The sequence below is a fragment of the Microbacterium nanhaiense genome (assembly GCF_014646015.1).
In the GTDB taxonomy this organism is placed as follows: domain Bacteria; phylum Actinomycetota; class Actinomycetes; order Actinomycetales; family Microbacteriaceae; genus Microbacterium; species Microbacterium nanhaiense.
The window spans coordinates 73,916-100,764 of the sequence record NZ_BMMQ01000010.1 but is presented as its reverse complement, the minus strand read 5'-3'; the positions used below and the strand labels follow the sequence as shown (position 1 = coordinate 100,764).

25 protein-coding genes are annotated in these 26,849 nt (G+C 68.0%); 17 read left to right on the top strand and 8 right to left on the bottom strand.

The features are described 5' to 3' along the window. The 5 genes from IEX05_RS13845 to IEX05_RS13825 all read left to right on the top strand — a co-directional run. The coding region (locus IEX05_RS13845) for a hypothetical protein (protein WP_229661335.1) at positions 1–745 on the top strand (745 nt) is incomplete at its 5' end. Positions 746–885: 140 nt separating this feature from the next. Next, positions 886–1,641 carry a DUF5819 family protein gene (locus IEX05_RS13840; RefSeq protein WP_188702844.1) on the top strand — a complete coding sequence of 252 codons (756 nt, stop codon included), beginning with the start codon at positions 886–888 and terminating at the stop codon, positions 1,639–1,641. Beyond that, positions 1,638–2,795, top strand: coding sequence for an HTTM domain-containing protein (locus IEX05_RS13835; protein WP_188702842.1), 1,158 nt, complete (start codon positions 1,638–1,640; stop codon positions 2,793–2,795). Before IEX05_RS13840 ends, IEX05_RS13835 begins: the two co-directional genes overlap by 4 nt. A gap of 114 nt (positions 2,796–2,909) precedes the next feature. Then, positions 2,910–4,943: an acyl-CoA dehydrogenase family protein gene (locus tag IEX05_RS13830; protein ID WP_229661334.1), complete on the top strand. Its 2,034-nt coding sequence runs from the start codon at positions 2,910–2,912 to the stop codon at positions 4,941–4,943. A gap of 116 nt (positions 4,944–5,059) precedes the next feature. Continuing rightward, the gene (locus IEX05_RS13825; protein ID WP_188702840.1) at positions 5,060–5,767 is read left to right on the top strand and encodes an RDD family protein; all 708 of its coding nucleotides are present in this window, start codon (positions 5,060–5,062) and stop codon (positions 5,765–5,767) included. Between the two features lie 19 nt (positions 5,768–5,786). On the opposite strand, the gene IEX05_RS13820 is transcribed toward IEX05_RS13825, so the two are convergent. Then, positions 5,787–6,143, bottom strand: coding sequence for a recombinase family protein (locus tag IEX05_RS13820; RefSeq protein WP_188702838.1), 357 nt, complete (start codon positions 6,141–6,143; stop codon positions 5,787–5,789). A gap of 142 nt (positions 6,144–6,285) precedes the next feature. After that, positions 6,286–6,549, bottom strand: a complete 264-nt coding sequence (locus IEX05_RS13815; RefSeq protein ID WP_188702836.1) for a glutaredoxin family protein — start codon at positions 6,547–6,549, stop codon at positions 6,286–6,288. Between the two features lie 56 nt (positions 6,550–6,605). On the opposite strand from IEX05_RS13815, the gene IEX05_RS13810 reads away from it, so the two are divergent. Then, the gene (locus IEX05_RS13810) at positions 6,606–7,694 is read left to right on the top strand and encodes a glycosyltransferase (protein ID WP_188702834.1); all 1,089 of its coding nucleotides are present in this window, start codon (positions 6,606–6,608) and stop codon (positions 7,692–7,694) included. A 10-nt stretch (positions 7,695–7,704) separates the two neighbouring features. On the opposite strand, the gene IEX05_RS13805 is transcribed toward IEX05_RS13810, so the two are convergent. After that, complete coding sequence (locus tag IEX05_RS13805) at positions 7,705–8,673, bottom strand: DMT family transporter (protein ID WP_188702832.1); 969 nt, start codon at positions 8,671–8,673, stop codon at positions 7,705–7,707. A 65-nt stretch (positions 8,674–8,738) separates the two neighbouring features. Between IEX05_RS13805 and trhO the strand changes: the two genes are divergently transcribed. Together trhO and thrC are read left to right on the top strand one after the other, a co-directional pair. Next, positions 8,739–9,635 (top strand): oxygen-dependent tRNA uridine(34) hydroxylase TrhO, encoded by an 897-nt coding sequence (gene trhO, locus IEX05_RS13800; protein ID WP_229661333.1) that lies wholly within the window; start codon positions 8,739–8,741, stop codon positions 9,633–9,635. 111 nt (positions 9,636–9,746) lie between these two features. Next, complete coding sequence (gene thrC, locus IEX05_RS13795) at positions 9,747–11,156, top strand: threonine synthase (protein WP_188702829.1); 1,410 nt, start codon at positions 9,747–9,749, stop codon at positions 11,154–11,156. Positions 11,157–11,218: 62 nt separating this feature from the next. On the opposite strand, the gene IEX05_RS13790 is transcribed toward thrC, so the two are convergent. Beyond that, positions 11,219–13,144 (bottom strand): BCCT family transporter, encoded by a 1,926-nt coding sequence (locus IEX05_RS13790; RefSeq protein WP_188702827.1) that lies wholly within the window; start codon positions 13,142–13,144, stop codon positions 11,219–11,221. A gap of 253 nt (positions 13,145–13,397) precedes the next feature. Between IEX05_RS13790 and IEX05_RS13785 the strand changes: the two genes are divergently transcribed. From IEX05_RS13785 to IEX05_RS13755, 7 genes are all read left to right on the top strand, one after another. Next, positions 13,398–14,597, top strand: coding sequence for a hypothetical protein (locus IEX05_RS13785; protein WP_188702825.1), 1,200 nt, complete (start codon positions 13,398–13,400; stop codon positions 14,595–14,597). Continuing rightward, a complete protein-coding gene (locus tag IEX05_RS13780) occupies positions 14,594–16,162 on the top strand; it encodes a substrate-binding domain-containing protein (protein WP_188702823.1) in 1,569 nt (522 codons plus the stop codon). The genes IEX05_RS13785 and IEX05_RS13780 overlap by 4 nt, the downstream gene beginning before the upstream one ends. Further along, positions 16,159–16,887, top strand: coding sequence for a hypothetical protein (locus IEX05_RS13775; protein WP_188702821.1), 729 nt, complete (start codon positions 16,159–16,161; stop codon positions 16,885–16,887). Before IEX05_RS13780 ends, IEX05_RS13775 begins: the two co-directional genes overlap by 4 nt. Beyond that, the gene (locus tag IEX05_RS13770) at positions 16,862–18,022 is read left to right on the top strand and encodes a LacI family DNA-binding transcriptional regulator (protein ID WP_229661332.1); all 1,161 of its coding nucleotides are present in this window, start codon (positions 16,862–16,864) and stop codon (positions 18,020–18,022) included. The genes IEX05_RS13775 and IEX05_RS13770 overlap by 26 nt, the downstream gene beginning before the upstream one ends. Positions 18,023–18,148: 126 nt before the next feature. Next, entirely contained in the window at positions 18,149–19,534 is a 1,386-nt protein-coding gene (locus IEX05_RS13765) for an ABC transporter substrate-binding protein (RefSeq protein WP_229661331.1), read from the top strand. A gap of 73 nt (positions 19,535–19,607) precedes the next feature. Next, positions 19,608–20,585, top strand: a complete 978-nt coding sequence (locus tag IEX05_RS13760; protein ID WP_188702819.1) for a carbohydrate ABC transporter permease — start codon at positions 19,608–19,610, stop codon at positions 20,583–20,585. Next, the gene (locus IEX05_RS13755; RefSeq protein ID WP_188702816.1) at positions 20,582–21,496 is read left to right on the top strand and encodes a carbohydrate ABC transporter permease; all 915 of its coding nucleotides are present in this window, start codon (positions 20,582–20,584) and stop codon (positions 21,494–21,496) included. Before IEX05_RS13760 ends, IEX05_RS13755 begins: the two co-directional genes overlap by 4 nt. A 53-nt stretch (positions 21,497–21,549) precedes the next feature. On the opposite strand, the gene upp is transcribed toward IEX05_RS13755, so the two are convergent. Beyond that, the gene (gene upp / locus IEX05_RS13750; RefSeq protein ID WP_188702814.1) at positions 21,550–22,185 is read right to left on the bottom strand and encodes a uracil phosphoribosyltransferase; all 636 of its coding nucleotides are present in this window, start codon (positions 22,183–22,185) and stop codon (positions 21,550–21,552) included. Between the two features lie 30 nt (positions 22,186–22,215). Between upp and tadA the strand changes: the two genes are divergently transcribed. Beyond that, positions 22,216–22,677 (top strand): tRNA adenosine(34) deaminase TadA, encoded by a 462-nt coding sequence (gene tadA, locus IEX05_RS13745; RefSeq protein ID WP_188702812.1) that lies wholly within the window; start codon positions 22,216–22,218, stop codon positions 22,675–22,677. A gap of 140 nt (positions 22,678–22,817) precedes the next feature. Here tadA and IEX05_RS13740 read toward each other — a convergent pair whose 3' ends face one another. Next, positions 22,818–23,789 carry a cation diffusion facilitator family transporter gene (locus IEX05_RS13740; RefSeq protein WP_188702809.1) on the bottom strand — a complete coding sequence of 324 codons (972 nt, stop codon included), beginning with the start codon at positions 23,787–23,789 and terminating at the stop codon, positions 22,818–22,820. Between the two features lie 36 nt (positions 23,790–23,825). Here IEX05_RS13740 and proC point away from each other — a divergent pair, with 36 nt between their 5' ends. Beyond that, on the top strand, positions 23,826–24,680 hold the full coding sequence (proC, locus tag IEX05_RS13735) for a pyrroline-5-carboxylate reductase (protein WP_188702807.1): 855 nt from the start codon (positions 23,826–23,828) through the stop codon (positions 24,678–24,680). A gap of 6 nt (positions 24,681–24,686) precedes the next feature. Here the strand turns inward: proC and IEX05_RS13730 are convergent, their stop codons facing one another. Both IEX05_RS13730 and IEX05_RS13725 read right to left on the bottom strand, forming a co-directional pair. Further along, positions 24,687–25,385 carry a potassium channel family protein gene (locus tag IEX05_RS13730; RefSeq protein WP_373286308.1) on the bottom strand — a complete coding sequence of 233 codons (699 nt, stop codon included), beginning with the start codon at positions 25,383–25,385 and terminating at the stop codon, positions 24,687–24,689. Beyond that, on the bottom strand, positions 25,351–26,811 hold the full coding sequence (locus IEX05_RS13725) for a TrkH family potassium uptake protein (RefSeq protein ID WP_188702803.1): 1,461 nt from the start codon (positions 26,809–26,811) through the stop codon (positions 25,351–25,353). The genes IEX05_RS13730 and IEX05_RS13725 overlap by 35 nt, the downstream gene beginning before the upstream one ends. Positions 26,812–26,849 lie beyond the last annotated feature (38 nt).

Below are 26,849 nucleotides of genomic sequence, written 5' to 3'. Positions count from 1 at the left end.
GTCGGACGCCTCGACGGACGTGAGCTCGGAGGCTAACGCGTCGGCTCAGGCTGCCGCGCAGGCTGCCGCTCAGGCGGACGCCTCGTCCGCCTCGAACGCTGACGCTTCGTCGGCTGCCGAGGGTAACTCCGGTGCCGCCGCCGCTGCCGCATCGAACGCCGATTCGTCGACGGATGCCTCGGCTGCTGCCGCGGCCAACGCCGACAGCGACGCCGACGCCGACGGCTCGGATGACAGCGCGTCGGACAGCGACGCCGGAGCTTCGGCCTCGGCAAACGCGAACGCCAGCTCGAGCGCGAACTCGAACGCCAGCTCCTCCTCGAACGCGAACGCCTCGGCCGACGCTGACGGTCAGGAACTGTCGATCGAGGTCGAGAAGCCCCGCCTGCAGGTCGGCGAGCAGCAGACCGTGCACGGTCACGGTTTCGAGGCCGGCGAGAAGGTCACGGCTGTGCAGCACTCGACCCCGTTCGAGATCGGCACCGCAGTCGCCAACGAGAACGGTGATGTCACCTTCACCTGGGCTGTCCCGGCTTCGACCACGGTGGGCAACCACTCCGTCGAGCTGACCGGTGCAACCTCCGGTTCCATCTCGGGCGCCTTCGAGGTGTACGAGAAGAAGGGTGGCGGTCTGTCGCCCACCGGTGGTGACATGGCTCTGCCGCTCGGCGGTACCGCAGCCCTGCTGATGCTGGCGGGTGCCGGCGTGTGGTTCGCCACCAGCCGCCGCCGCGCACGCAGCTAACCCCCGCAGTACCCGGGTGCTCCGAGACGTCGAACACGAATCGGAGCACCCGGTGACTCGCAACTAACCGCCTGTGTTCCGGTGACGACCTCACCGGAACACAGGCGGTTCGCGAGTTCACCCACCGACGAGAGAAACTTATGGCCGAGACCACAACTCGCCCCCGGCGCCGCGCATATGTGCGCGTCGTCATGGTCGCCGCCGCGCTGTTTACGGCGTGGCACATCTTCGCTTCCTTCCTCTGGATCGCGCCGTACTCCGCGTCCGCGCGCGAGGTCGTCGGCCAGGAGCGACTGTCGAACTACATGATCCCCATGTTCGGCCAGTCGTGGAGCGTGTTTGCCCCCGAACCGATCAACGGCGACTACCGCTTCGAGGTCCGAGCCCTCGTGAACGGCGAAGAAACCGAATGGGTATCGGCGAGCGACGTCGAACTCTCGATGATCCGCTACCACCTCTTCACCCCGCGCGCCGGCATCGTCGCCATGGACGTCTCGAGCCAGTACAAGGGCGCCTGGGGCGACCTCAGCGAGGAGCAGCAGGAGGTCGTCGCGCTGAACTACTTCAAGGCCGACTGGGAGGAGCGCATGGCGAGCGCACTCGGGGCCGGCGGCAACGACGCCGTCGAGGAGTACATGCAGCAGGAGCGCCGCGCCACCGCCTACGCCACGCAGGTCGCCATCGCCATCTGGGGCGATGACGTCGAGCGGATCCAGTACCGTGCCACGCGGCAGAACATCATCCCGTTCGAGCAGCGCCACGATCCCGACGCGAAGAGGCCGGGCATCCAGTACTCGCCGACGGGGTGGCGCGGACTCATCGTGGCCGACGGACAGTCGCAGGAGGCCTTCACCGAGGTCTTCCGCGCGCAGTACGAACGGATGAACAAGTCATGAGCAGCCTCATTCGCCGCGCCCCGCGCGCCATCGGCAGCCTCATCGCGCTACTGTTCACGACCCTCGGCCGGATCGTCGCCAACACCTGGTTCTGGGTTGAGGCGTGGCTCCTCGACACGAAGAAGTCGCTCTACGGTCTCGCCGTCACCCGCATCCTCATCGGCCTGACCGGCGCCGGCCTGCTCGCGACGAACTACTCGTCGCGACTCTACACCTTCGGATCCGGATCCGCGTGGAACGGCGAACTCGCCGAGCCCGTGAGCGACTTCCCGAAGATCTGGCTGTTCAGCTGGTTCCACCAGGTGGCCGGCAACGACGCCCTCTTCACGCTGCTGTACATCGTGCTGTTCGCCCTCGCTATCGCCATGATGCTCGGCTGGCGCCTCAAGATCGTGCTGCCGGTCTACTTCGTCCTGTGGATCAGCTTCATCGAGATGAACGACGCCGTCGGCGACCAGGGCGACAACATGTACCGCATCGTGCTGCTGCTCATGCTCTTCGCGGATCCCGCGGCGCGATGGTCCCTCGACGCGCGGCGCCGCGCGAAGAAAGACTTCCCGACGATCCCGCCCCGCGAGATCAGCAACCTGCTCCACAACCTCGTGCTCGTCGCCCTGACGGCACAGGTGATCTTCGTGTACGCCTCGGGCGGCCTGTTCAAGGCGGGCGGTAAGCCGTGGCAGGACGGCAGCGCCGTCTACACGCCGCTGATGACCGAGCGCTTCGGCACGTGGCCGATCCTCAGCGAGCTCGTCACCGCCTGGGGGCCGGCGGTCGCCGCGATCAGCTGGGGATCCATCATCCTCCAGATCGCCTTCCCCTTCATGCTGCTGACGCGCCCGACTCGCATCGTCGCGCTCCTGGGGATCATGAGCTTCCACATCGGAATCGGCGTTCTCATGGGCCTGCCGTGGTTCTCGCTTGCGATGATCGGCATCGACTTCATCTTCATCCGTGATGCGAGCTGGATGAGGGCATCCGCCCTCGTCCGCGGCGCCTTCCTCGACGATGAAGCGGCGCCCGAGAAACAGGCGAAGCAGGCGGCGGAGGCAGACGACATCACGGCGAGCGCCCCGAAGCCCCGCCCCACCGACGGAGCACCTTCGAAGAAGAAGCCCGCGAAAGCGCGCGTCCCGGTCCGCTCCGCAAAGTAATCCCCTCGAAATGCGCCATCACGTTGTGTGCCCCGCACAACGCGATGGCGCATTTCGCGTGGATCCCCATAGATTCGACGTGTAGGCACCCTCGCCGAAGATGAGAGGAAGACAGTGTTCGACACCGCACGCGACACCAGCCGCGACATCCGCATCGACGTTACCGCGCTCACGCGCCAGCTGCTCGGTACCTGGGCCGACATCCGGCTCGAGGCCCGCGACATGATCAAGGACGAAGCGTTCTGGCAGATCCCCGGCCAGCACTACACCGAGCACCGCAAGCGCGTGCTCGAGCAGCTCAAGATGCTTGCCGAACGTGGCGGAGGAGCGCGGTCCTTCCCCAAGGAGTACGGCGGACTCGAGACGCAGGGCGGCAACCTCGCGGGCTTCGAGGAGCTCGTGCTCGCCGACCCCAGCCTGCAGATCAAGTCGGGCGTGCAGTGGGGCCTGTTCACCTCGGCGATCTACCAGCTCGGCACGAAGAAGCACTGGGATCAGTGGCTTCCCGACGCCATCAGCATGAAGCTACCCGGCGCGTTCGCGATGACGGAGACGGGCCACGGCTCGGACGTGCAGTCGATCGCCACGACGGCGACCTATGACGCGGAGACGGAAGAGTTCGTGATCCACACGCCCTTCCGCGGCGCCTACAAGGACTACCTCGGCAACGCCGCCATAGACGGCCGCGCTGCGACGGTGTTCGCGCAGCTCATCACCGGCGGTGTGAACTACGGGGTGCACTGCTTCTTCGTGCCGATCCGCGACGACGATGGCACGCACTTCGAGGGCATCACGAGTGAGGACGACGGCCCGAAGGGCGGGCTCAACGGCATCGACAACGGCCGGCTCCGCTTCGACCACGTGCGCGTCCCCCGAGAGAACCTGCTGAACCGATACGGCGACGTCGCCCCGGACGGCACCTACACGAGCCCCATCGCCAGCCCGGGCCGCCGTTTCTTCACGATGCTCGGTGCGCTCGTGCAGGGCCGCGTGTCGCTCGACGGCGCCGCGACCTGGGGCGCCGCGCTCGCGCTCAAGATCGCCGTGACCTACGGCAACCAGCGCCGCCAGTTCGACGACGGCACGGGCAGCGAGACCGTTCTGCTCGACTACGGAAAGCATCGCCGTCGCCTGATCCCCCGTATCGCGACGGCGTACGCGCAGACGTTCAGCCACGACGAACTGCTGAAGAAGTTCGACGCGGTCTTCAGCGGTGAGAACGACACCGACGAGAGCCGTCAGGATCTCGAGACCCTCGCCGCGGCGCTCAAGCCACTCTCGACCTGGAACGCGCTCGACACGATCCAGGAGGCGCGCGAGGCGTGCGGCGGCCAGGGCTTCCTCGCCGAGAACCGCCTCGTCGGCCTGCACCACGATCTCGACGTGTACGCAACCTTCGAGGGCGACAACAATGTCCTCCTGCAGCTCGTCGGCAAGCGCCTGCTCGGCGACTTCGCGGCGCAGTTCAAGGGCAAGGGAACGAAGGAGCTCGCGTCGTACGCGGCGAGGCAGGGAGCATCCAAGGTCTTCCACGGGGCCGGTCTGCGCCAGCTGGGACAGGCGTTCGCAGACCTCGGATCCACGGCGCGCTCCGTCGAGCTCGGCCTGCGCGAGGAGGACCAGCAGCAGCTGCTGACCGATCGCGTGCATCAGATGGTGACCGAGGTCGGCACGCGGTTGAACGCGGCCCGCAAGCTGCCGCCGGCCGAGGCGCAGACGGTCTTCAACGACAACCAGGTCGAGCTCCTCGACGCCGCGCGCGCGCACGGCGAACTCCTGCAGTGGGAGGCCTTCACCGACGCGCTCGGTCGCGTCGACGACGAGGGAACGCGCATCGTGCTCACCTGGCTTCGCGACCTCTTCGGTCTCTCGCTCATCGAGAACCACCTCGCGTGGTACCTCGTTTCCGGCCGGCTCTCCGCGCAGCGCGGACAGTCGCTCACGAGTTACATCGACCGGCTGTGCTCTCGCCTGCGCCCGCACGCGCAGGATCTCGTCGACGCCTTCGGCTTCGAGCCCGAGCACGTGCGCGCACCCATCGCCTCCGGGGCGGAGGACACGCGCCAGAACGAGGCCCGTGCATACTTCGCCGAACTGCGGGCATCGGGCGACGCCCCGATCCCCGAGAAGAAGGCCAAGAAGCAGTAGACGGCCGCCGCACGCCCGGGCGCACACGCCCCGGCGTGCGGCGCCGTTTTGCGAAACGAGGCGCGCCCGTGTGATGCTCGGGAGAGCGCTATCTGTTGGGTCAAGGGAGATTCGCCATGCATACGATGATTGGTCGGCGTTCGCTCGCATACGTCGTCGATCTCGGAATCATCGCGATCCTCGCGGGCCTCGTCTCCTGGCTCGTGATGACCCTCGTCGATGGACCGGCCGGCGGGCTCGCCGGTGCCGGATCCGTCGCCTTGCTGCTCTTCGTGTACTGCGTCCTCCAGTCGCGGGGCGGTACGCCGGGGATGCTCGTGGCGAAGGTGCGCCTCGCCAGCGAAGACACGGGCGACCGACTCCCTTTCTGGCGCGTCGTCGTGCGGAACCTCGTCTGGGCCGCCGGCTGCGCGATCGTCATCGGCGGCTTCTCCGTGTTCTTCGACTCGCTCGGCCGCGGCCGCGGCTGGCACGACAAGGCCGTCGGGGCGGTCGTCGTGTCTCGCACGGCGTTCTCGGGGCCGCGCACCGGCGCCGTTCCCGTGGTTCCGCCGGGCACCTCGTCGAAGGCGACGATGGTCGCCGGATCCGATCAGCCGCGCACGAAGAGCGGGGGAGTGCCCCTCGTCGATACCGCGACGCTGCGGATCGCCAGCCAGACGACGGGCGCGACCGACCAGCCCCGCGCGATCACGCGCACGTCGCTCTCCGCGATGGAGGCCCAGCGCCACAGCCGGCGCCGGATCATCAACATCGCCACGGTCGTCGGCGGCGCGATCGTCATCGCCGTCGTCGCCGTCGTGCTGGTGCTCGTCACGATCTGAGGCACCCGCGCGGCGGAGGCTACGCCGTGTGCGCCAGCACCTTGATCATGATGCCGCGGCGACCGAGCTCGGCGATGGTGCGCGCCTCCTCCGCGGCGTCGCGGCCGAAGACGTGCGCGCTCGTGACGACCACGACGTCGCCCTTCTCGAGGCGGCCGAAGAGTCGGTTCAGGCGCTCCTCCCACGTTTCGACGACGTTCGGCGCCGGGTGACGGAACCCGCCGATCGGCACGCCGAAGGCCGTGAGCCGTTCGCGCTGCTCGACGATCGAAGGCATGCCGTCGCGGGCGACGACGATGCCGACGAGACGCGAGTCGACGGGGCGAGCGCGCCAGATCTCGTCGCGCGTGGTGACCTCTTCGAAATGCTCGCTCACCCGATCCATCTTAGCGGGCGCACCCATCCCCTGTCCCGGATCCCGGGCCCCGATCGTCGCGGATCCGGGGCCGCGGCGCGCTCTCGCGAGCGCGAGAACGGGCCCGCACCCCGAAGGGATACGGGCCCGTTCTCGGCGAGCGTCAGATGATGCTGAGCTCGCGCAGCTTCGCCTCGACATCGGCGTTCGACGGCTCGACGTGGTGGCTGCCGTCGGGGTACACCACGACGGGAATGTTGGTGCGGCCCGAGATGTCCTTCGCGACATCCGCGGCGGCGGGGTCGGTCTCGAGGTCGATGTAGGTGTACTCGACGCCGAGCTCGTCGAGCTGCGCCTTGGTGCGGCGGCAATCGCGGCACCACTCGGCGCTGAACATGGTGATGGTGTTCTGTGGAGGGGTCGTCATAGGTCAAGAATAAGCTCGCGTCATGGCCACGGGCTCGGTCGTGACAGGATGTGAAGGTGGCGGGGGCAACATATGCGCATGACCTGACGGTCATCGTTCCGACGTACAACGAATCCGGCAACGTCGCAGAGCTCGTTCGGCGCGCATCGCTCGCGCTCGCGGGCCTGAACGCCGCGATCATCTTCGTCGACGACTCGACCGATGGCACGGCCGATGTCGTGCGAAAGGTCGCCGAGACGGCCTCGCTTCCGGTGAGTGTGATCCACCGCGAGGAGCCGGTCAACGGGCTCGGCGGTGCCGTGGTCGAGGGCTTCCGGGCCGCGTCCTCGGCGATCTGCGTCGTCATGGACGGCGACCTGCAGCACCCGCCGGAGAAGATCCCCGAGCTGTACCGCCGGGTCACCGAAACCGACGCCGATATCGTCGCCGCGAGCCGTTACATGGGTGGGGGCGACGCCTCCGGCCTCGCCGACGCGACTCGGCACCTCGTCTCCCGCGGATCCACCCTTGTTACGCGCGCCATGTTCCCGCTCCGCCTTCGGCACGTCACCGACCCGATGACGGGCTTTTTCGCGATCGACGTGTCCCGGCTCAACCTCGCGACGCTCAAGCCGCGCGGCTTCAAGATCCTGCTCGAGACGATCGTCCGCACGAACCTGCGCGTCGCCGAGATCCCCTTCGACTTCGCCGACCGCTTCGCGGGCGACTCGAAGGCATCGCTCACGCAGGGCGTGCGCTTCTTCCAGCAGCTCGCGCTGCTGCGCTTCGGGAAGATGAGCGCGTTCGCCGTGATCGGTGCGCTCGGCGCCGTCGCGAACGTCGCGATCGTGTGGCTGCTCACCGAGTTCGGGGTGGGGTACATCACGGCCGCGGTTATCGCGGCGGAGACCACGATCATCGCGAACTTCCTGCTCATCGAACGCTTCGTCTTCCACGACATGACGGGAGCCGCGCGGGGGTTCTGGCGCAGATTCGCGTCATCGTTCATCTTCAACAACGCCGAATCCGCCGTGCGCATCCCTGTGATGAGCCTCATGGTGACGGGCTGGGGGATGCCGAGCCCGATCGCCACCGCGATCACGCTCGCCGTGGCGTTCGTGATCCGCTTCACCTTCCACTCGCTGGTCGTGTATCGCCCGCGGTGACGGGGATCCGCTAGCGCAGCCGCTTCGAGAAGCGACCCGGTGGGACGGTGGTGACGGCCACTCCCGCGAGCACGATGACCATCGACACGTAGGTCGAGGCCGTGACCTCGGCGTGCGCCGAATGGAAGGTCAGGTCGATTACGAGCGAGCCGACGAGGTTGCCGAAGAGCGACATCAGGCTCAGGAGCAGCACACCCAGGTGCGCCACCGTCTGCGTCGTGATGCCGATGAACAACATGCCGAGCACACCGCCTAGGAGGACCCACCACTGACCGGGAAGCTCCGGCACCGCTTCGACACGCGTGCCGGCGGCGAACAGGGCGGCCGAGACGACGACGAGCACGACCGATCCCACGAGGAAGTTCGTGAAGGTGGAGGCGATCGCCGAGCCCGACGCGAAGCGCAGCCGTCCGTTGGTCGCCTGCTGCACAGTCGTGGCGACCCCGGCGAGGAACGGCATCAGCGGCGCCCACAGCGGAACGCCCTGCCCCAGGACGCCGACCGCCGAGATCCCGACCCCGACGAGCACGATGAGGGATCCGCCGATCCGCCACGGCGTCGGCGGCTTCGGGCCGCCGGGTGGCAGCTGCGTGCTGTCCACGCCGAGCGCGCCGAGCAGCTGACCCGCGACGTAGGCCATCGTGAACACCGCCACACCGATGAGCGGCACCGTGAAAGCCTGCGCGATCACGGTGAAGGTGCCGGCGATGCCGCCCAGGGTCATCCACCAGGGGAACTCGCGCGTGCGCACGATGCGGTACGCCTTCGCGAGTCCCGCACGCGCGCCCGGCACGGCGAGCACGATGATCGTCAGGAGCGCCAGGCCGATGAGGAACGAGACGGTCGCCGCGAAGATCCCGTTGCCGAGGATCTCGCCAAGCGTGCCATTCGCGGTGCCCTGCAAGGCCATCGCGCCGCCTGCGATGATCGTCGCGAACGCGCTCACGAGAGGTGCGATGCCGGGGCGCTGCTGTGTCATTCGTCTATTTCATCATCAGCTGTCGGATGAGCGTTCCTTCAAGGCTCTCCGCGTACCCTGGTTTCGTGCCCGCGAAGATCCTTCTCTACTACGTTTTCACGCCCCTCGCCGACCCCGAGGCCGTGCGACTGTGGCAGCGCGACCTCTGCGAACTGCTGGGCTTGCGCGGGCGGATCATCATCTCCGAGCACGGCATCAACGGCACCCTCGGCGGCGACATGGCGGCGCTCAAGACATACGTGCGCAAGACCAAGCAGTACGAACCCTTCAAACGGATCGACTTCAAATGGTCCACCGGAACCGGCCTCGACGATGAGGGCCTGAGCCTCGACTTTCCGCGGCTATCGGTCAAGGTGCGCGACGAGATCGTCTCCTTCGGCGTTCCGGAGGAGTTGCGGGTCGACGAGCACGGCGTCGTCGGCGGCGGCACCCACCTGAGGCCCGGCGAGCTGCACAAGCTCGTGGAGGAGCGCGACGACGTCGTCTTCTTCGACGGGCGCAACGACTTCGAAGCCGAGATCGGCCGGTTCAAGAACGCCATCGTGCCGAACACCGAGACGACGCACGACTTCATCGCCGAGCTCGACTCCGGCCGGTACGACCACCTCAAGAACACGCCGGTCGTCACCTACTGCACGGGAGGGATCCGTTGCGAGGTGCTCTCCAGCCTCATGACCGCCCGCGGCTTCACCGAGGTGTACCAGCTCGACGGCGGCATCGTCCGCTACGGCGAGACCTTCGGGAACACGGGCCTCTGGGAGGGATCCCTCTACGTGTTCGACGGGCGCGAGACGATGGACTTCGGATCCGACGCGGCGACGATCGGTCGCTGCGCCTCCTGCGGGGAGCCCTCGAACCGCATGGTCAACTGCGCCGACGAGACGTGCCGGCGTCGCACCGTGCTCTGCGAGACCTGCGGCGACGCGGCCGTCTGCCGAACGCACTCCGCGATCGCCGCATAGGGCGCCGCCGAATCCCGAGCAGACGGCGCGGGCGGACCGCCGCGCGCGTGCGCTCTCCGGCCTCCCAGACTCTGCGAGAATGGGGGGAACCTACAGCGAGGAGAGCGCCAAGTGCAGTACATCTCGACCCGTGGCGGTATGGAGCCGACAGAGTTCTGCGAGACCCTGCTGGAGGGCCTCGCGCCCGACGGCGGCCTGGCGGTGCCGACGCAGTTGCCCGCGGTCGATGCCGACACGCTCGAATCATGGCGGGGCCTCGCCTACGCAGATCTCGCGACCGAGGTGATCGGACTGTTCGCGACGGACATCCCGCGCGACGAGCTCTCGGCCATGACGCACGCCGCATACAGCGCCGAGAAGTTCCCGGGTGGCATCGTGCCGCTGCGCGACATCGACGGCGGGATCACGCTCGTCGGTCTATCCGAGGGGCCGACCCTCGCGTTCAAGGACATGGCGATGCAGTTCCTTGGCCAGGTGATGGAATACGCGCTCGAGCGTCGCGGCACGACCCTCAACATCGTCGGCGCGACGAGCGGCGACACCGGATCCGCCGCGGAGCACGCGTTCCGCGGGAAGAAGCACATCAACGTCTTCATGCTGTCGCCGCAGGGCCGGATGAGCGGCTTCCAGCGCGCGCAGATGTTCTCGCTCACCGACGAGAACATCCACAACATCGCCGTCGACGGCGTCTTCGACGACGCGCAGAACCTGGTCAAGGCGCTCTCGGGCGACCTCGAGTTCAAGCGCGCCCACAACCTCGGCGCCGTGAACTCGATCAACCTGGCGCGCATCGTCGCTCAGGTCGTGTACTACTTCTGGGCGTGGCTGCGCGCGACCGACGGCCGTGGCCGCCTCGAGGTATCGGTGGCGGTTCCGTCGGGCAACTTCGGCAACATCCTCGCGGGGTACTTCGCGAAGGGCATGGGGCTGCCGATCCGCAAGCTCGTGCTCGCCGCCAACGAGAACAACGTGCTCGATGAGTTCTTCCGCACGGGCCTGTACCGACCGCGGTCGTCGCAGCAGACGCTTGCGACCTCGAGCCCCTCGATGGACATCTCGAAGGCCTCGAACCTCGAGCGTTTCCTCTTCGACCTGCTCGGCCGCGATCCGCAGCGCATGAACGACGCCTGGGCCGAGCTCGACGCCAACGGCGTGCTCGACCTCACCGCCGAGCTGCCGCGCCTCGCGGGCGAGTTCGGTTTCGGATCCGGCACCTCGACGCACGCCGACCGCCTCGCGACCATCAAGGCCGTGTACGAGGCGACGGGCGACATCATCGACCCGCACACCGCCGACGGCGTCAAGGTCGCCCGGGATTACGTCGAGGAGGGCGTGCCGATGCTCGTCATGGAGACGGCGAAGCCGGCGAAGTTCCAGGAGACCATCACCGAGGCGATCGGCGTCGAGATCGAGCTGTCCGACGAACTGCGCGAGATGCTCGATGCCCCGCAGCGCGTCGTCGAGATGCCGAACGACGAGCGCGCGCTCCGCGCCTACGTGAGCGACCACGCCGCCCACTGAGCCACGAGAAAGCCTCCCTGCGATTCCGCAGGGAGGCTTTCTCGTTCCCGCCGGGGGGCGCCTTACTTCGCGTCGGTCTCGGCGGCGGGGTGGGTGAGCTCGCCTTTGTCCGAGAGTTCCGCGGAGGTCGCGGCGGCGATGTCCTGCTCGGTTGCCGTCGGGATCTCCTCCTCGGCCGCATCCGCCGCGTCGGACGAGGCCCCGGCCTCCGTCTCCTCCGTCGGCGGCACGATGATGTCGATCGCCGCCGTTTCGACGGTGCGGAGCTCGAACGGCTCCCCGTCGTGGCGCTCGACACCGGCCGCGACGGCCTCGGTGAGAACGTGGCGCGCGAGCTTGTCGCGGATGATGAGCGGATCCCTCGACAGGTCCTTCCACAGCGCGACGCACAGCAGCAGCATGACGATCACGAACGGCACCGACGAAACGATCGTGATGTTCTGCAGGCCGTTCAGGGCCGCGGCGGGATCGTCGCCGCCCGCGACCAGCATGATCGCCGCGACGGCACCGGTTGCGACACCCCAGAAGATGACCGACTTCTTCGAGGGATCCTCCGCACCGCGCTCGGACAGGCCGCCCATCACGATCGACGCCGAGTCGGCACCCGTGACGAAGAAGATCGCGACGAGGAGCACCGCGACGACCATCAGCACGACCGCGATGAACGGGTTGACGGGCAGCTTCTCGAACATGTCGAAGAGGATCGTGTCGGTGTTGATGTCCGGCAGCCCGCCGACCATGTTGACGAGCGCCTCGCCGCGGTCATGCGCCTGCTCGGCACGCTCCTGCAGCCCGATGGCGCCGCCGCCGAAGATCGAGAACCACAGCAGCGAGATGGCCGACGGCACGAGGAGCACGCCCACGATGAACTGACGGATCGTGCGACCGCGCGAGATGCGGCCGATGAACAGGCCCACGAAGGGCGACCACGACACCCACCACGCCCAGTAGAAGATCGTGTAGCTGCTCATCCAATCGGCGAGCGACGCGTCGCCCGCGACGGCGGTGCGCGATGCCATCTGCGGCAGGTCCTGGATGAAGCCGCCGATCGCGTTCGGGATGACGTTCAGAATGAACAGCGTCGGCCCCACGACGAACACGATCACGGCGAGCACGACGGCCAGCACCATGTTGATGTTCGACAGCCACTGGATGCCCTTCTCGATGCCCGACACCGCGGAGGCGACGAATGCCGTCGTCAGCACCGCGATGATCAGCACGAGCAGCGGGGATCCGACGGCGTCGGTGATGCCGGTCGAGCGCAGGCCGCCGCCAATCTGCAGCGCGCCGAGACCGAGCGAGCACGCGGATCCGAACAGCGTCGCGAGAATCGCGAGGATGTTGATGATCTTGCCGCCGGCCGTGCGCGAGACGCGCTCGCCGAAGATCGACGCGAACATGTTCGAGAACAGCTGCGTGCGGCCGAGCCGGTACGTGCCGTAGGCCATTCCGAGACCAACGATCGCGTACATCGCCCAGGGGTAGAGGGTCCAGTGGAACAGCGCGGTGCCCATCGCCGTCGTGACGGCCTCGGGCGTCGAGCCCTCGACCGTGCCCGGCGGGGGCGACATGTAGAAGTACAGCGGTTCGGCGACGCCGTTGAAGATGAGGCCGATGCCCATTCCCGTCGCGAACATCATCGAGATCCACGACGCCGTCTTGAACTGCGGCTCCTCGTCGTCCCGGCCGAGCCGGATACGACCGAACTTGCTGAACGCCACCACGAGAACGAAGATCGTGAAGGTGCTCGCCGCGATCACGAAGAGCCAGCTGCAGTTCTCCATCACCCAGTCGAGGGCCGTCGCGGCGACGTCGCCCAGCGATGTCGCGGAGATCAGTCCCCAGGCGATGAAGCCGAGCACGATGGCGCCCGCGCTTCCGAAGACGACCCAGTCGGTTCCCTCTTTGCCGCCCTTTCGCCGCTTCTTCGGCGTCGCGCTCTTGAGGTCCTCGAGAAGATCCTTGGTGGTCTGCGTGTGTTGATTCATGGAGTTATGTCCGTCCCCGCGGGCGCGTGGCGCACTCGGCGGGGCGGTCCTTCCTGGTCCATTTCGTGGCCCGTCAAGCCGTGGCGACGGGCCCTCCAGCCGGCGCCGAATGCGCGGGCACGTTTTTCCCAGCGTTCGAGCTTAGCGATGGCCGCCTGAAAGTCTTATCCGCCGATTGTCGACATGATGTTTCGGTGAACAGTGCGTGAAGTCGTTCGTCGCGGGGGTGGCCACTGCATAGCCTGCGAGTGAGATGGCAGAACAGACGACACGGAAGAAGATCCGAACCCCGCACATCGTCGGCATCGCGATTCTCGCGGTAGGGATCCTGGCGGTCGTCCTGATCCAGCTGCTCGGCCTCGGGAGGGGATCCGCTCCGCGCGGCGGGAGCCTCGTCACCGGTGTCGTCGGGAGCGAGAAGGTGGCGTTCTTCGAGGATCCGCGCGTGCGGGAGATCTTCGCGGAGCGCGGCCTCGACGTCGAGGTGCGCTCTTCGGGCTCGTGGCGGATGGCCGAGCTCGAGGGCATCGGCGAGAACGACTTCGCGTTCCCGGCCTCGGAGGTCGCGGCCCAGCACCTGCGCAGCGAGGTTCCCGGATCCACGGGCGTCTACCAACCGTTCTTCTCGCCGATGGCGATCGCGACGTTCGAACCGATCATGCGGATCCTCGAGGCCGCGGGCGCGGCGCGGCAGGACGAGGACGGGGCATGGACCCTCGACGTCGACGCCTACCTCGCGCTGGTGACGGACGATACGCGCTGGAACGAGATCTCGCAGGGCGAATACGACTCCCCGCGGAGCGTCATGATCACCTCGACCGATATCCGCTCGTCCAACTCCGCCGGCCAGTACCTCGCGCTCGCGGCGTACGTCGCGAACGAGAGCAGCGTCGTCACGAGCCGCGAGCGGGCCGACGAGCTGCTTCCGCGGCTTACTCGCCTCTTCCTCGCGCAGGGCTACTCCGGCGCGAGCTCGGCGGGCCCCTTCGGCGACTACCTCTCGCAGGGGATCAGCGCGGTGCCGATGGTGATGATCTACGAGGGGCAGTTCCTCGAGGAGCAGCTCGCCGAGCGTTCGCGGATCCGCCCGGGCATGGTGATCGCCTCCCTCGCGCCGACGATCTTCAGTAAGCACACCGCCGTGACCTACTCGGACGATGGCGCCGCGGTCATGGAGTTGCTCGAGAACGACGAGGACCTCGCGCGGCTGCTCGCGGAGCACGGCTTCCGCCCCACGGGAACTCACGCCGCGGTCTTCGACGAGCTCGTCGCCGAGGAGGATCTCACCGGCTACGTCGACACGGCCACGATGGTCGACGTGGCGCAGGAGCCGAGCTACGAGGTCATGGACTACCTGCTCACCACGATCGGCGCGCAGTACGACGTCGCGGCGGGCAGTTCTGTGCCGGCGGACGACGACACGGCCGCGCCCGCCACAGAGGAAGACGAATGAACCGCGCCCAGCGCATCATCGCGGCCGGGGCCGCGGCCCTGCTCGCCTTCGGCGGCCTCGCGGCCTGCACGGGCGGGCCCGAGCACACGCTCCGGGTCCTCGCGGGAAGCGAGGTCGAGGACATGGCGCCGATCCTCGATGACCTGGAAAAAGCGACCGGCGTGCGTCTCGAGTTCGAGTACATGGGCACCCTGGACGGCACCGAGGCGCTCGTCGGTGGCGCGGATCCGGCCTGGGACGCCACCTGGTTCCCGTCGAACCGCTACCTGTCGCTGTTCCCCGAGGGTCAGGAGCTCATCGACGAGGCGACGTCGATCATGCGCTCGCCCGTGGTGCTCGGCATCAAGCCCGAGGCGTCCGCGGCGCTCGGCTGGTCGAGCGACGCCCCGCCGAGCTGGCAGGACGTGGTCTCGGCCATCGAAGCCGACGAGCTCAGCTACGGGATGACGAGCCCGGTCGCGAGCAACAGCGGCTTCACCACGCTTGTGCAGGCGGCGACGGCGCTCGCCGGAACGGGGACGGTGCTGACGGAGGACGACATCGACGCCGTGACGCCGCTCCTGGAAGGTTTCGCGAGCGGCCAGAGCCTCGTCTCCGGCTCGAGCGGCTGGCTCGCCGAGCGCTTCGCGGAGGATCCGGGAGCGGCCGACGCCGTCTTCAACTACGAATCCGTGCTGACGGGGCTCGAGCTGGGCCTCGACATCCTCGCGCCGTCCGACGGATCCATCACGAGCGACTATCCCCTCACCCTGCTGACGACCGCCGAAGCGGAGGCGGCCGAGGCGTACGACGCCGCGGTCGACTACCTCATGGACGACGTCGTGCAGAAGCGCATCTCGGACCTCACGCACCGACGCACGAACGCGACCGCACCCGCGGATGCCGCGACATCGTTCGAACTGCCCTTCCCCGCGCAGCTGCAGACGGTGCAACAGCTGCTGCGCACGTGGGTGTCGACGGCCCGCAAGCCCGCGCAGATGGTGTTCGCGATCGACACCTCCGGTTCCATGTCGCAGGGCGAGCGCATGGACGACCTGCACGAGGCGCTGCGCGTGCTCTCGGGCGAGCCGGCGACGGACTCGGGAGGCTTTCTCACGCTCCAGCCCCGCGAGCGGATCACCTACCTCGAGTTCGCGGACGTCACGAAATCGCAGATCACGGCGGATATCCCCGTCGATCCGTCGGGGTACGCCGCGGCCATGGACGAGATCAACGATCGCGTCGATCGCTACCACCCGGGCGGAGGCACCGCGATCTACGACGCGGTCGAGACCGCCCTCCGGCAGACCGTGCCCGAGGCGGGCGACGACAGCATCAGCTCGGTCGTGCTGTTCAGCGACGGCGCCAACGGGTCCGGTGCGGACCTCGACGATTTCACGGCCTGGTACGAAGACTTCGTCGAAGCGAGCCCCGAGGCGGCGCGCGTGCCCGTGCACGCGATCGTCTTCGCCGAGGCCGACGCCGAGGAGATGCGCGCGCTCACCGAGCTCACGGGCGGCAGGACGTTCATCGCGGCCGAGGCGAGCCTGGCGAGCGTGTTCCGCGAGATCCGGGGATACCTGTGACGCCCGGCCGAGACGACCGGGGCGCCGCGAGGCTCCGCCGCCTCGCCGTGCCCGGCGCGGTCGGCATCGGGGGCGCCGCGGCCGCGACGGCGGCGCTCTGGATCGGGCTCGACTTCGCGCCGCTCATTGCGGCCGGAATCGGCGTCGTCATCGGCGGCGGGGGAGCGGCGCTCGCGATGCCCGCGAAGCCGGATCCGGAACCCACCGACGCGGAGCGCGTCGCCGCGTCGCTGAATGAGATCCGCGCCGGCGCGATCGCGCAGGGCGAGCGGATCCGCGGGCTTCGCTCGGCGATGTGGCGCGGCCCCGCGGGCGAAACGGGAGCGGAGGCGAAGGGGCGCCTGATGGCCGTGTGCGAGAAGCTGCACGGCGTCGCCTCCCTGCCCGACATCGCCTCCCGCGCGCATGTCGACGGGGATCTCCTCCTGCTGCACGCGATCGCGACCGAGACGCTCCCGAACGTCGTCTCGCTCGCGGCCGAGAACGACCGCATGTACCCATCGGCCTCGTCGGAGGCGCGGATCGCGATCGCCGCGCTCGCCGAGGGTATCGGCGAGCAAGCGCGCATCCTGTCGGAGGCGGTGGGCCGCATCGAGTCGGACGTCGTCGCCGGCACGAGCCGCGACATCCGCCAACACCTCGAGTACGTTCGCGCCCGTTTCGCGAAGCTCGACATCGAGGACGCGGCGGATTTCGACCGTGCCTTCCGCGAGCTCGAACCCTAGCGAGACGCGCCCGTCCGGGTCCCGCGCGGACGACCCGGACACGCACCGCACGGGCGGGCTCGATGGCGGATCCGTCCCCGATGGTGCACACTTCAGTTTTGTGGGATCAGGAATCGGTGGGGTAGGGATCGACGACGTCGCGCGATTGGCGGGCGTCTCGACCGCGACCGTGTCGCGCGCGCTTCGCGGCCTGCCCGAGGTGCGCGAGGCGACGCGCGCGCGTGTGCGCCGGGCCGCGGCCGAGCTGAACTATGTGCCGAGCCCCTCGGCCGCATCGCTCGCGAGCGGACGCACCCGCACGATCGGGCTGCTGACGGCGTCCTTCTCGCGCTGGTTCAACCGCAACGTCGTGGAGGGCGCCGAGGAGCGGCTGCGGGCGGCCGGATACGACGTGCTGCTGCACGCGTTCGACTTCTCGCTCGACGGATCCCGCGCGCCGATCGACATGTCGGCAATGCGGCAGCGCGTCGACGGCGTGATCGTGCTCGGGATCCCGCTCTCGCCCGACGAACGGCGCACGCTCGACGAGCTGTCGGTGCCAATGGTCTTCGTCGGCACGGGCCCGCCCGATCACGTGCGGGTGAGCATGAACGACCACGAGGGCTCCCGGATCGCGATCGAGCACCTCGCCGCGCTCGGTCACCGCCGGATCGGGCAGATCGGGGCGAAGGTCCCGTACGACTCCCGCTGGTCGTCGGCGGCCGAACGACACGAGGGGACGATCGCGGCGCTCGCCGAACTCGGTCTCGAGTACGACGAGAGCCTCGAGACATTCGGCGACTACACGCAGGCCGGCGGGCGCGCCGCCGCCGCGGCGCTCCTCGACGCCCACCCCGACATGACCGCGATCTTCGCCTATTCCGACGAGATGGCGTTCGGCGCACTCGAGGAGTTGCGCGCCCGGGGGATCCGGGTGCCGGAGGAGATGTCGGTCATCGGCGTCGACGGGCACGAGCTCTCGTCGCTCATCCGCCTGACGACGGTCGCGCAGGACGCGCGCGCCCAGGGCGATGCGGGGGCGACGCTGCTGCTCGAGATGATCGCGGGCGCGCACGTCGGGCGCGACGTGCGCTTCCCCGTCGCGCTCGTCGACAACGGATCCACGGCGGCCGTTTCGATGAGCTCGCGTGCGTGACCGTACCGTTACGAGCGATTTTTTGTAAGCGCTTGCATTTTGCATCAGACCACGGTTTGATGACCAGTGTGCGAAGAGCGGCGGCACCGCCGCAGGAAACAGTTCCACGTCAGAGAGGACGTTGAGATGACGACAATCACGATGCGCCGAGCGGGAGCCTCGCTAGCGGGTGGTCTCGTGGCGGTTCTCGCCCTCGCGGGCTGCGCGGGCGACGACCTCGGCGGACCCGCGGGCGGAGGATCGAACGGCGGCGACAACGGCGGCGGATCCGGCGCCGACTGCGCCCCGTACGAGGCCTACGGAACCTTCGAAGGCGACACCGTCACGATCTCGTCGACGATCGAGGGCACCGAGGGCGAGATGCTCGAGCAGTCGTGGGCCGATTTCGCGGCCTGCACCGGCATCACGATCGAGCACAACCCCAGCAACGACTTCGAGTCGCAGATCTTCGTGCAGGTCGAGGGCGGCAACGCCCCGGACCTCGCGATCTTCCCGCAGCCGGGCCTCCTCGGTCGCATGGTCGAGGGCGACTACCTCAAGCCGCTCGGCGACGACGCCCTCGCCGCGGCCCAGGCGAACTACAGCGAGGACTGGCTGAGCTACGGAAACGTCGACGGCACGCAGTACGGCATCCCGATCCAGGGATCCGCGAAGTCGTTCGTCTGGTACTCGCCGAGCGTGTTCGAGGAGAACGGGTACGAGATCCCGACGACCTGGGACGAGATGATGGCACTCTCCGACCAGATCTCGGCCGACCACGGCAGCGACAGCGTCAAGCCCTGGTGCTCCGGCATCGAGTCGGGTGGCGCGACCGGATGGCCGGCGACCGACTTCATGGAGGACATGGTCCTCCGCGAGGCGGGCCCGGACGTCTACGACCAGTGGGTGAACCACGAGATCCCGTTCGACGACCCGCAGATCGTCGCCTCGCTCGAGCGCGCCGGATCGATCCTCCAGAACGAGGACTACGTCAACGGCGGCATCGGTGACTCGCGCTCGATCGCGACGACGCCGTGGGCCGACGCCGGCCTGCAGGTGCTCGACGGCAACTGCTTCCTGTTCCGCGCCGCGAGCTTCTTCGAGGCCCAGCTTCCCGAGGGCACGGATGTCGGCCCCGACGGCGACATCTTCGCCTTCTACCTGCCGGCCGACACCGCCGAGGAGAAGCCCCTGCTGATCGCGGGCGACTACCTCGCACCGTTCAGCGACACGCCGGCGGCACAGGCCCTCGAGGCCTACCTCGCCTCGCCCGAGTGGGCGAACACCCGCATGGAGATCGGCGGCATGGTCAGCCCGAACTCGGGCGCCGACCCCGAGAAGGCCTCCAGCGACGTGCTGCGCCTGACGATCGACCTCTTCCAGGACGAGGGCGCCACGGCCCGCTTCGACGGCTCGGACCTCATGCCGTCGCAGGTGGGCGCGGGCAGCTTCTGGTCGGAGCTGACGAACTGGATCGATGGTCAGCAGACGGCCGCCGAGGCGCTCGCCAAGGTCGAGAGCAGCTGGCCGTAAACCGCGCGTGATGGGCCGGGGCACGCCTGCGAGGGTGCCCCGGCCCATCCTCGCCCGATAGGAGGCAACCACGATGGGATTCTTTCTCTATTCCAAGAACGGTCAGCTGATCCTGGCCGTGCTTGCGTTCCTCGCGGTCCTCGCGATCCTGTTGCTCATCGCAACGGTCGTCGACCGCGTGCGCGGCCGCAAGCAGACCTACCTCATGGCCGCGATCTTCGGCGGACCGGCGCTGCTGCTGCTCGTCGTCGGACTGATCTACCCCGCCATCCGCACGATGTGGATGTCGCTCATGGACAAGCGCAGCGATGAGTTCGTCGGACTCGACAACTACGCGTACCTGTTCAACGACGGCCTGCAGGCGCTCGGCAACTCCCTCCTCTGGGTGGTGCTCGTGCCGCTCGGATCCACCGTGATCGGGCTCGTCTACTCCGTGCTGATCGACAAGTCGCGCTTCGAGAAGGTCGCGAAGTCGCTGCTGTTCCTGCCGATGGCGATCTCCTTCGTCGGCGCCGGTATCATCTGGAAGTTCGTCTACGAGTACCGCGGCGCGGCGCAGGAGCAGATCGGTCTGCTCAACGCCGTCATCACGCAGTTCGGCGCCGAGCCGGTGCGATTCCTGCAGGATTCGCCGTGGAACACCGTCTTCCTCATCGTCGTGATGGTGTGGATCCAGGCCGGCTTCGCGATGGTCGTGCTCTCCGCCGCGATCAAGGCCGTCCCGACCGACATCGTCGAGGCGGCCAAGCTCGACGGCGCGGGCGCATGGCAGCTGTTCTTCCGCATCACCATCCCGTCGATCCGCCCGTCGCTCGTCGTCGTGCTCACGACGATCTGCATCGCGACGCTCAAGGTGTTCGACATCACGCAGACCATGACGGGCGCCGAGTTCAAGACGCAGGTGCTCGCCAACGAGATGTACGACTGGTCGTTCACCTACGGCGACAACGGCATCGGATCCGCGATGGCCGTCGTGATCTTCCTGCTCGTCGTGCCGGTCGTGATCTACAACGTGCGTCAGATGAACAAGAACAAGGCGGTGCGAGGATGAGTACCCAGACCCTCACAGCGGTGAACCCGACGAAGAAGAGCGGATCCGCCGCCGGCAGCTTCAAGAAGCTCGTCGGCAACCGCATCGGCAGCGCCGTGGCGCTCGTGATCGCCGTGCTCTGGACCGTGCCGACCTTCGGGCTGTTCATCTCGTCGTTCCGCCCCGAGTCGGAGATCAAATCGAGCGGTTGGTGGTCGATCTTCGCCGACCCGCAGTTCACGCTCGAGAACTACCAGCAGGTGCTGCAGGGATCCACGTCGACGAACCTGGCCGTGTTCTTCCAGAACTCGATCGTGATCGCGATTCCGGGCACCCTTGCACCGCTGATCCTCGCGATCATGGCCTCGTACGCGTTCTCCGTGCTCGAGTGGAAGGGCCGCGACATCGTCTTCGTGGCGGTGTTCACCCTCCAGATCGTGCCCCTGCAGATGGCGCTCATCCCGCTGCTGCGCATCTTCTCGGGCACCGAGGTTGCGAGCATGTTCCCGTTCCTCTCGCTCTGGACGGCGCACACGATCTTCGGTCTGCCGCTCGCGATCTTCCTGTTGCACAACTTCATGTCCGAGGTGCCGCGCGACCTGATCGAGGCGGCGCGCATCGACGGCGCCGGGCACGTGACGGTTTTCCTGCGCGTGATGCTGCCGCTCATGCTCCCGGCGATCGCGAGCTATGCGATCTTCCAGTTCCTCTGGGTCTGGAACGACCTGCTCGTCGGTCTGACGTTCTCGGGAGGATCGCGCACCGTGCAGCCGCTGACGGCGGCGCTGGCCGCGATGACGGGCGACCGCGGGCAGGACTGGCACCTGCTCACGGCGGGCGCGTTCATCTCGATCCTGCTGCCGCTGATCGTGTTCTTCGCACTCCAGCGCTTCTTCGTGCGCGGCCTCCTGGCCGGAAGCGTGAAGGGCTGACTCGCGCGACGATGCCGCCGGTCCGAAGGGGCCGGCGGCATCGTCGCGTCTGATTATTCGGCCGTGCCGTACAGGCGGTCGCCCGCGTCGCCGAGGCCGGGGACGATGTACCCCTTCTCGTTGAGGCCCTCGTCGAGCGCGCCGAGCACGAGCGTCACGTCGCGGTCTCCCACGAGCTCCTCGATCTTCTTCAGGCCCTCCGGCGTGCCGAGCAGGCACACGGCGGTGACGTGCTCCGCGCCGCGGTCGAAGAGGTAGGAGATCGCCGCGGCGAGGGATCCGCCGGTCGCGAGCATCGGGTCCAGCGCGAAGCACTGGCGTCCCGAGAGGTCGTCCGGAAGGCGCTCGGCGTAGGTGACGGGCTGGAAGGTCTCCTCGTCGCGGACCAGGCCGAGGAAGCCGACCTCGGCGGTCGGAACGAGCTTCGTCATGCCCTCGAGCATGCCGAGGCCCGCGCGGAGGATCGGCACCACGAGCGGCTTCGGGCTCGCGATCTTGACGCCTACCGTCTTCGTCACGGGGGTCTCGATCTCGCACTGCTCGACGCGCACGTTGCGGGTCGCCTCGTAGGCGAGAAGCGTCATGAGCTCTTCCGTCAACTGGCGGAAGATCGGCGACGGGGTGTTCTTGTCTCGCAGCACCGAGAGCTTGTGGGTGATGAGGGGGTGATCGGCAATGTGCACGCGCATGCGATCAGGCTACCCACCTAGGGTGGGAGAGTGAACCCAAACTCCTCCGATATCGCCCTGGTGCGCAGGGCGCTCGTGCTCGCGGAGGAGGCGGGCGCCGCGGGCGAGGTGCCGGTTGGCGCGCTCGTTGTGGATCCCGCCGGTGCCGTGATCGGATCGGGCCGCAATCGGCGCGAGGAGACGCACGACCCGAGCGCGCACGCCGAGGTGCTCGCGATGCGCGAAGCGGCCCGGGCGTACGGATCCTGGAACCTCACCGGTTGCACGCTCGTCGTGACGCTGGAGCCGTGCCTCATGTGCGCCGGCGCGCTGCTCCAGGCGCGGATCTCGCGCCTCGTCTTCGGGGCGTGGGACGAGAAGGCGGGCGCCGCCGGATCCGTCTACGACGTGGTCCGCGACCGGCGCCTTCCCCACCGCGCCGAGGTCATCGGCGGCGTGCTGGAGGACGAGTCAAGGCTCCCGCTGGAGCGCTTCTTCACCACCCGCCGCTAACCCACCGCGCCCCGCGCGCCCACGCTCCGCCCGCGCCCGCGCCCGCGCTCCGCCTCGCCTCGCGCAGTTCGAATGACACCTTTGGCCCCTTATCCCGCCCAGGACTAGCGAAAAGTGTCATTTGAACGGTGTGGGGTGGGTTAGTCGCTCGAGGGGAAGACGAAGGCCTCGGTTGGGGGCTTGTCGGCGTCGGAGCGGCGGTAGACGTCGGGCTCGAGGTAGATGACGCGCGCGTCCGGCACGGCGGCGCGGATCCGGCCCTCGATCTCGTCGATGTCGCGCGCCACGTCGCCCAGCAGCTTGTCGGTCGGCAGACCGATCTTCGCGGCGATGAGCAGTTCCTCCGGGCCGAGGTAGAGCGTCTTCAGGTGGATCAGCTTCTCGACGTCGTCGCCCGACTCGATCGCGTGGATGATCGTGTCGAGCTGGTCGGCGGTCGCGCCCTCGCCGACGAGCAGGCTCTTCATCTCGATGCCGACGACGATCGCGACGAGGATCAGCAGCACGCCGATCGCGAGCGTGCCGATGGCGTCGAAGACGGGATCTCCGGTGATGACCGAGGCGCTCACACCTGCGAGCGCGAGTACGAGGCCGATGAGCGCCGCCGTGTCCTCGAGCAGGAGCACGGGCAGCTCGGGCGAGCGCGAGCGGCGGATGAACTGCCACCACGACTGACCCTTCACGCGGACCTGGTTGGCCTCGTTGATCGCGGTGCGTAGCGAGAAGAACTCGAGCACGATCGCCACCACGAGGATCACGATCGGCAGCCACCACCAGTCGGCGCTGAGCTCGTGCGGGTGGGTGAGCTTCTCGACGCCCTCGTACACCGAGAACAGGCCGCCGACCGAGAACAGGATGATGCCGACGACGAATGCGTAGACGTACCGCTCGCGACCGTAGCCGAAGGGGTGTGCCCGGTCGGCGTGGCGACCCGCGCGCTTGCCGCCGATGAAGAGCAGAACCTGGTTGCTGGAGTCGGCGATCGAGTGCACCGCCTCGGCGAGCATCGATGCGGATCCGGACAGCAGCCAACCGATCAGTTTCGCGAGGGCGATGCCCATGTTCGCGAGGAACGCGGCAAGAATCGCCTTGCCGCCACCGTGAGCACTCATACTCGTGAGCCTAAGCGCAGTTGTACTGTGATGGGTATGCCACACGGTCTTTCCTCAGATGCCTTCCCCTCGCTCGCGTTCCTCGGCGCCGGATCCATGGGCGGTGCGATCGTGCGGGGGCTCGTCGCCAGCGGGATCCCTGTCGAGGGGCCGATTTACGTGACGAACCGTTCGGCCGCGAAGGCCGAGGCCCTGGCGGGGCTCGAGGGCGTCACGAGCCTCGCGCTCGAGCAGGATCCCGGCGCCAACGCCCGCGCGGCCGCGGATGCCCGCGTCGTCGTGCTCGGCGTCAAGCCGTACATGATCGCCGACCTTCTCGACGAGATCGCTCCGAGCCTCGCGGAGGACGCCATCATCGTGAGCCTCGCGGCGGGCATCACGCTGGCGCAGATCGAGGCCAGGGTCGGCGCGCGCGCCGTGATCCGCTCGATGCCGAACACCCCCTCGACGGTCGGTCGCGGGGTGGCGGGGATCGCCGCGGGATCTCACGCCTCCCCGGACGATGTAGCCCTCGTTCGCCGCCTCTTCGAGACGGTCGGATCCGCCGTGGAGGTCGACGGGGACGACGGCATCGACGCGATCTCGACGATCTCCGGATCGGGTCCGGCCTACGTCTTCCTCCTCATCGAGGCGTTCATCGAGGCCGCCCGCCACCAGGGCTTCGACGAGCGGACCGCCCGTGTGCTCGCCGAGCAGACCTTTATCGGTGCGAGTCGCCTGCTCGAGGCCGAGGGGGACGACCCCGCCGAATTGCGCCGCCGCGTCACGAGTCCTAGGGGTACGACGGAGAAGGCCGTGGAGGTGCTCCAGCGGGCCGAGCTTGCATCGACCTTCTCCGCCGCGACCGACGCCGCCTACGCCCGCGCGAAGGAGCTGGCTGCCGAGGGTTGAGCCGGCTCAGCGGTCGAGGGCCGCGAAGCGCTCCACGTTCTCGTTCGTGCCCGACACGATGATGAGGTCGTGGTTTGTCACGACCGTGGTCGCCTCGGCGTAGCGGAACGGCTTCGCGGGCGACTTCACGCCGACGACCGTGACGTTGTAACGGGTGCGCATACCCGAGTCGGCGAGAGAGACGCCGCGGATGAACTTCGGCGGGAACATCTTCGCCAGCACGAAGTCGTCGTCGAAGCGGATGAAGTCGAGCATCTGTCCGCTCACGAGGTGCGCGACGCGCTCGCCCGCCTCGCGCTCGGGGTAGATGACGTGGTTCGCGCCGACGCGCGAGAGGATCTTGCCGTGCGAGAGGCTCGTCGCCTTCGCCCAGATCTGCGGCACCTTCAGGTCGACGAGGTTCGCCGTGATGAGGACCGAGGCCTCGATCGACGACCCCGTCGCGACGACGGCGACGTCGAAGTCCTGGGCGCCGATCTGGCGCAGCGCCTCGAGGTTGCGCCCATCGGCCTGCACGGCGTGGGTGACCCGCTCCGACCACTTCTGCACGAGCTCGAGGTTCGAGTCGACGGCGAGCACGTCGCGGTCGAGGCGGTCGAGCTCGCCCGCGCACGCCGCACCGAAGCGGCCGAGCCCGACGACGAGAACGGGAGAGTCGCTCCTGATCGGTTCAACCAACGATCGGCCTTTCGACGGGCAGCGCATACAGCTGCGATTTCGATGTCGCCGCGACAGCAGCGGCGAGAGTGACTGTACCAACGCGACCCATAAAGATGGTCACCGCCATGACCCAGAGGGCCGAATCCGGCAGGGTCTCCGTGAGCCCGCTCGTCAGTCCCACTGTGCCGAAGGCGGAGATCACGTCGAACATGACCTGCGCGATGGGGGCGTGCGTGATCTGGGCGACGACGATCGTCGCGAGCGCGACGATCGTGGCGCCCCACGCGAGGACCGCGACCGCGACGCGCTGCACGTCCGAGGGGATCCGGCGGCCGAATACCTGGACCGACTGCCGACCCTGCGCCTCCGACCACACCGCGAGGGCGAGCACGGCGAGCGTCGTCACCTTGATGCCGCCCGCCGTGGAGGCCGAACCGCCCCCGACGAACATCAGCATGGATCCCACGACCGTGCCGGATCCGTACAGCTCGCCCATGTCGACGAAGGAGAAGCCGCCCGACCGGGTCATCGAGGAGAGGAAGAGCGCGTGGAACAGCGACTCCCCGAAGCCCATCGAGCCGAAGGTGTGCGGGTTGTCGTATTCGAGGATGAGGAAGGCGCCCGCGCCGCCGACCAGCAGCAGGCCCGAGGTGATCAGCGTCAGCTTGACGTGCAGCGACCACGTCGAGGGGCGGAAGAAGTGCGACTTCTTGGGGTGGAAGAGGTGGCGCGACAGCGCAAACAGCACCGGGAAGCCCACGCTTCCCGTAATGACGGCCAACATGATCACGGTCATGAACATGTAGTCGTCCTGGAACACCGCGATGCCGCCCTCGTTCAGGGTGAAGCCAGTGTTCGTGAACGCCATCGCCGCATACATGGGCGAAACCCAGAGCGCCTCGAGCCAGCCATACTTCGCGGTGACCGAGGGGTAGATCAGCAGGCCCACGACGAGCTCGATCAGCACGGTCGACAGCGCGACGGTGCGCAGGAGCTGGCCCACCTCGCCGAGCCGGACCGCCTGCGACTCGTTCACGGATCCGCCGTGCGCGCGCAGCGGGTTGGTGTCGCCGGCGGCGATGAGTTTCGCGCGCAGACCCATACGCTTCGACACGATCATCCCGAGCATCGACGCGAGGGTCAGCGCGCCCATTCCGCCGATGTTGACGCCGACGTATATCACGCCCTGACCGAAGTGCGACCAGTGGGTGCCCATGTCGACGCTCGCGAGGCCCGTGACGCAGATGGTCGACATGGCAGTGAAGAGGGCGTCAGTCAGCGGCGTGACCTGCCGATCTGCGGACGCGATCGGCAACGACAGGAGAGCCGTCGTGAGCAGCACGAGCCCCGCGAACACCGTGATCGCGAAGCGCGACGGCGAATGCGTCGTGATGAAGCGGAACCACCGCCACGCCGCGCGGGTGGTACGCCGAATCAGCGCACTGCCGACCGAAGATTGGCTGCCCGGCATCCCTGATCGATCCCTTCATCGCCCCGTAGACCAGCGAT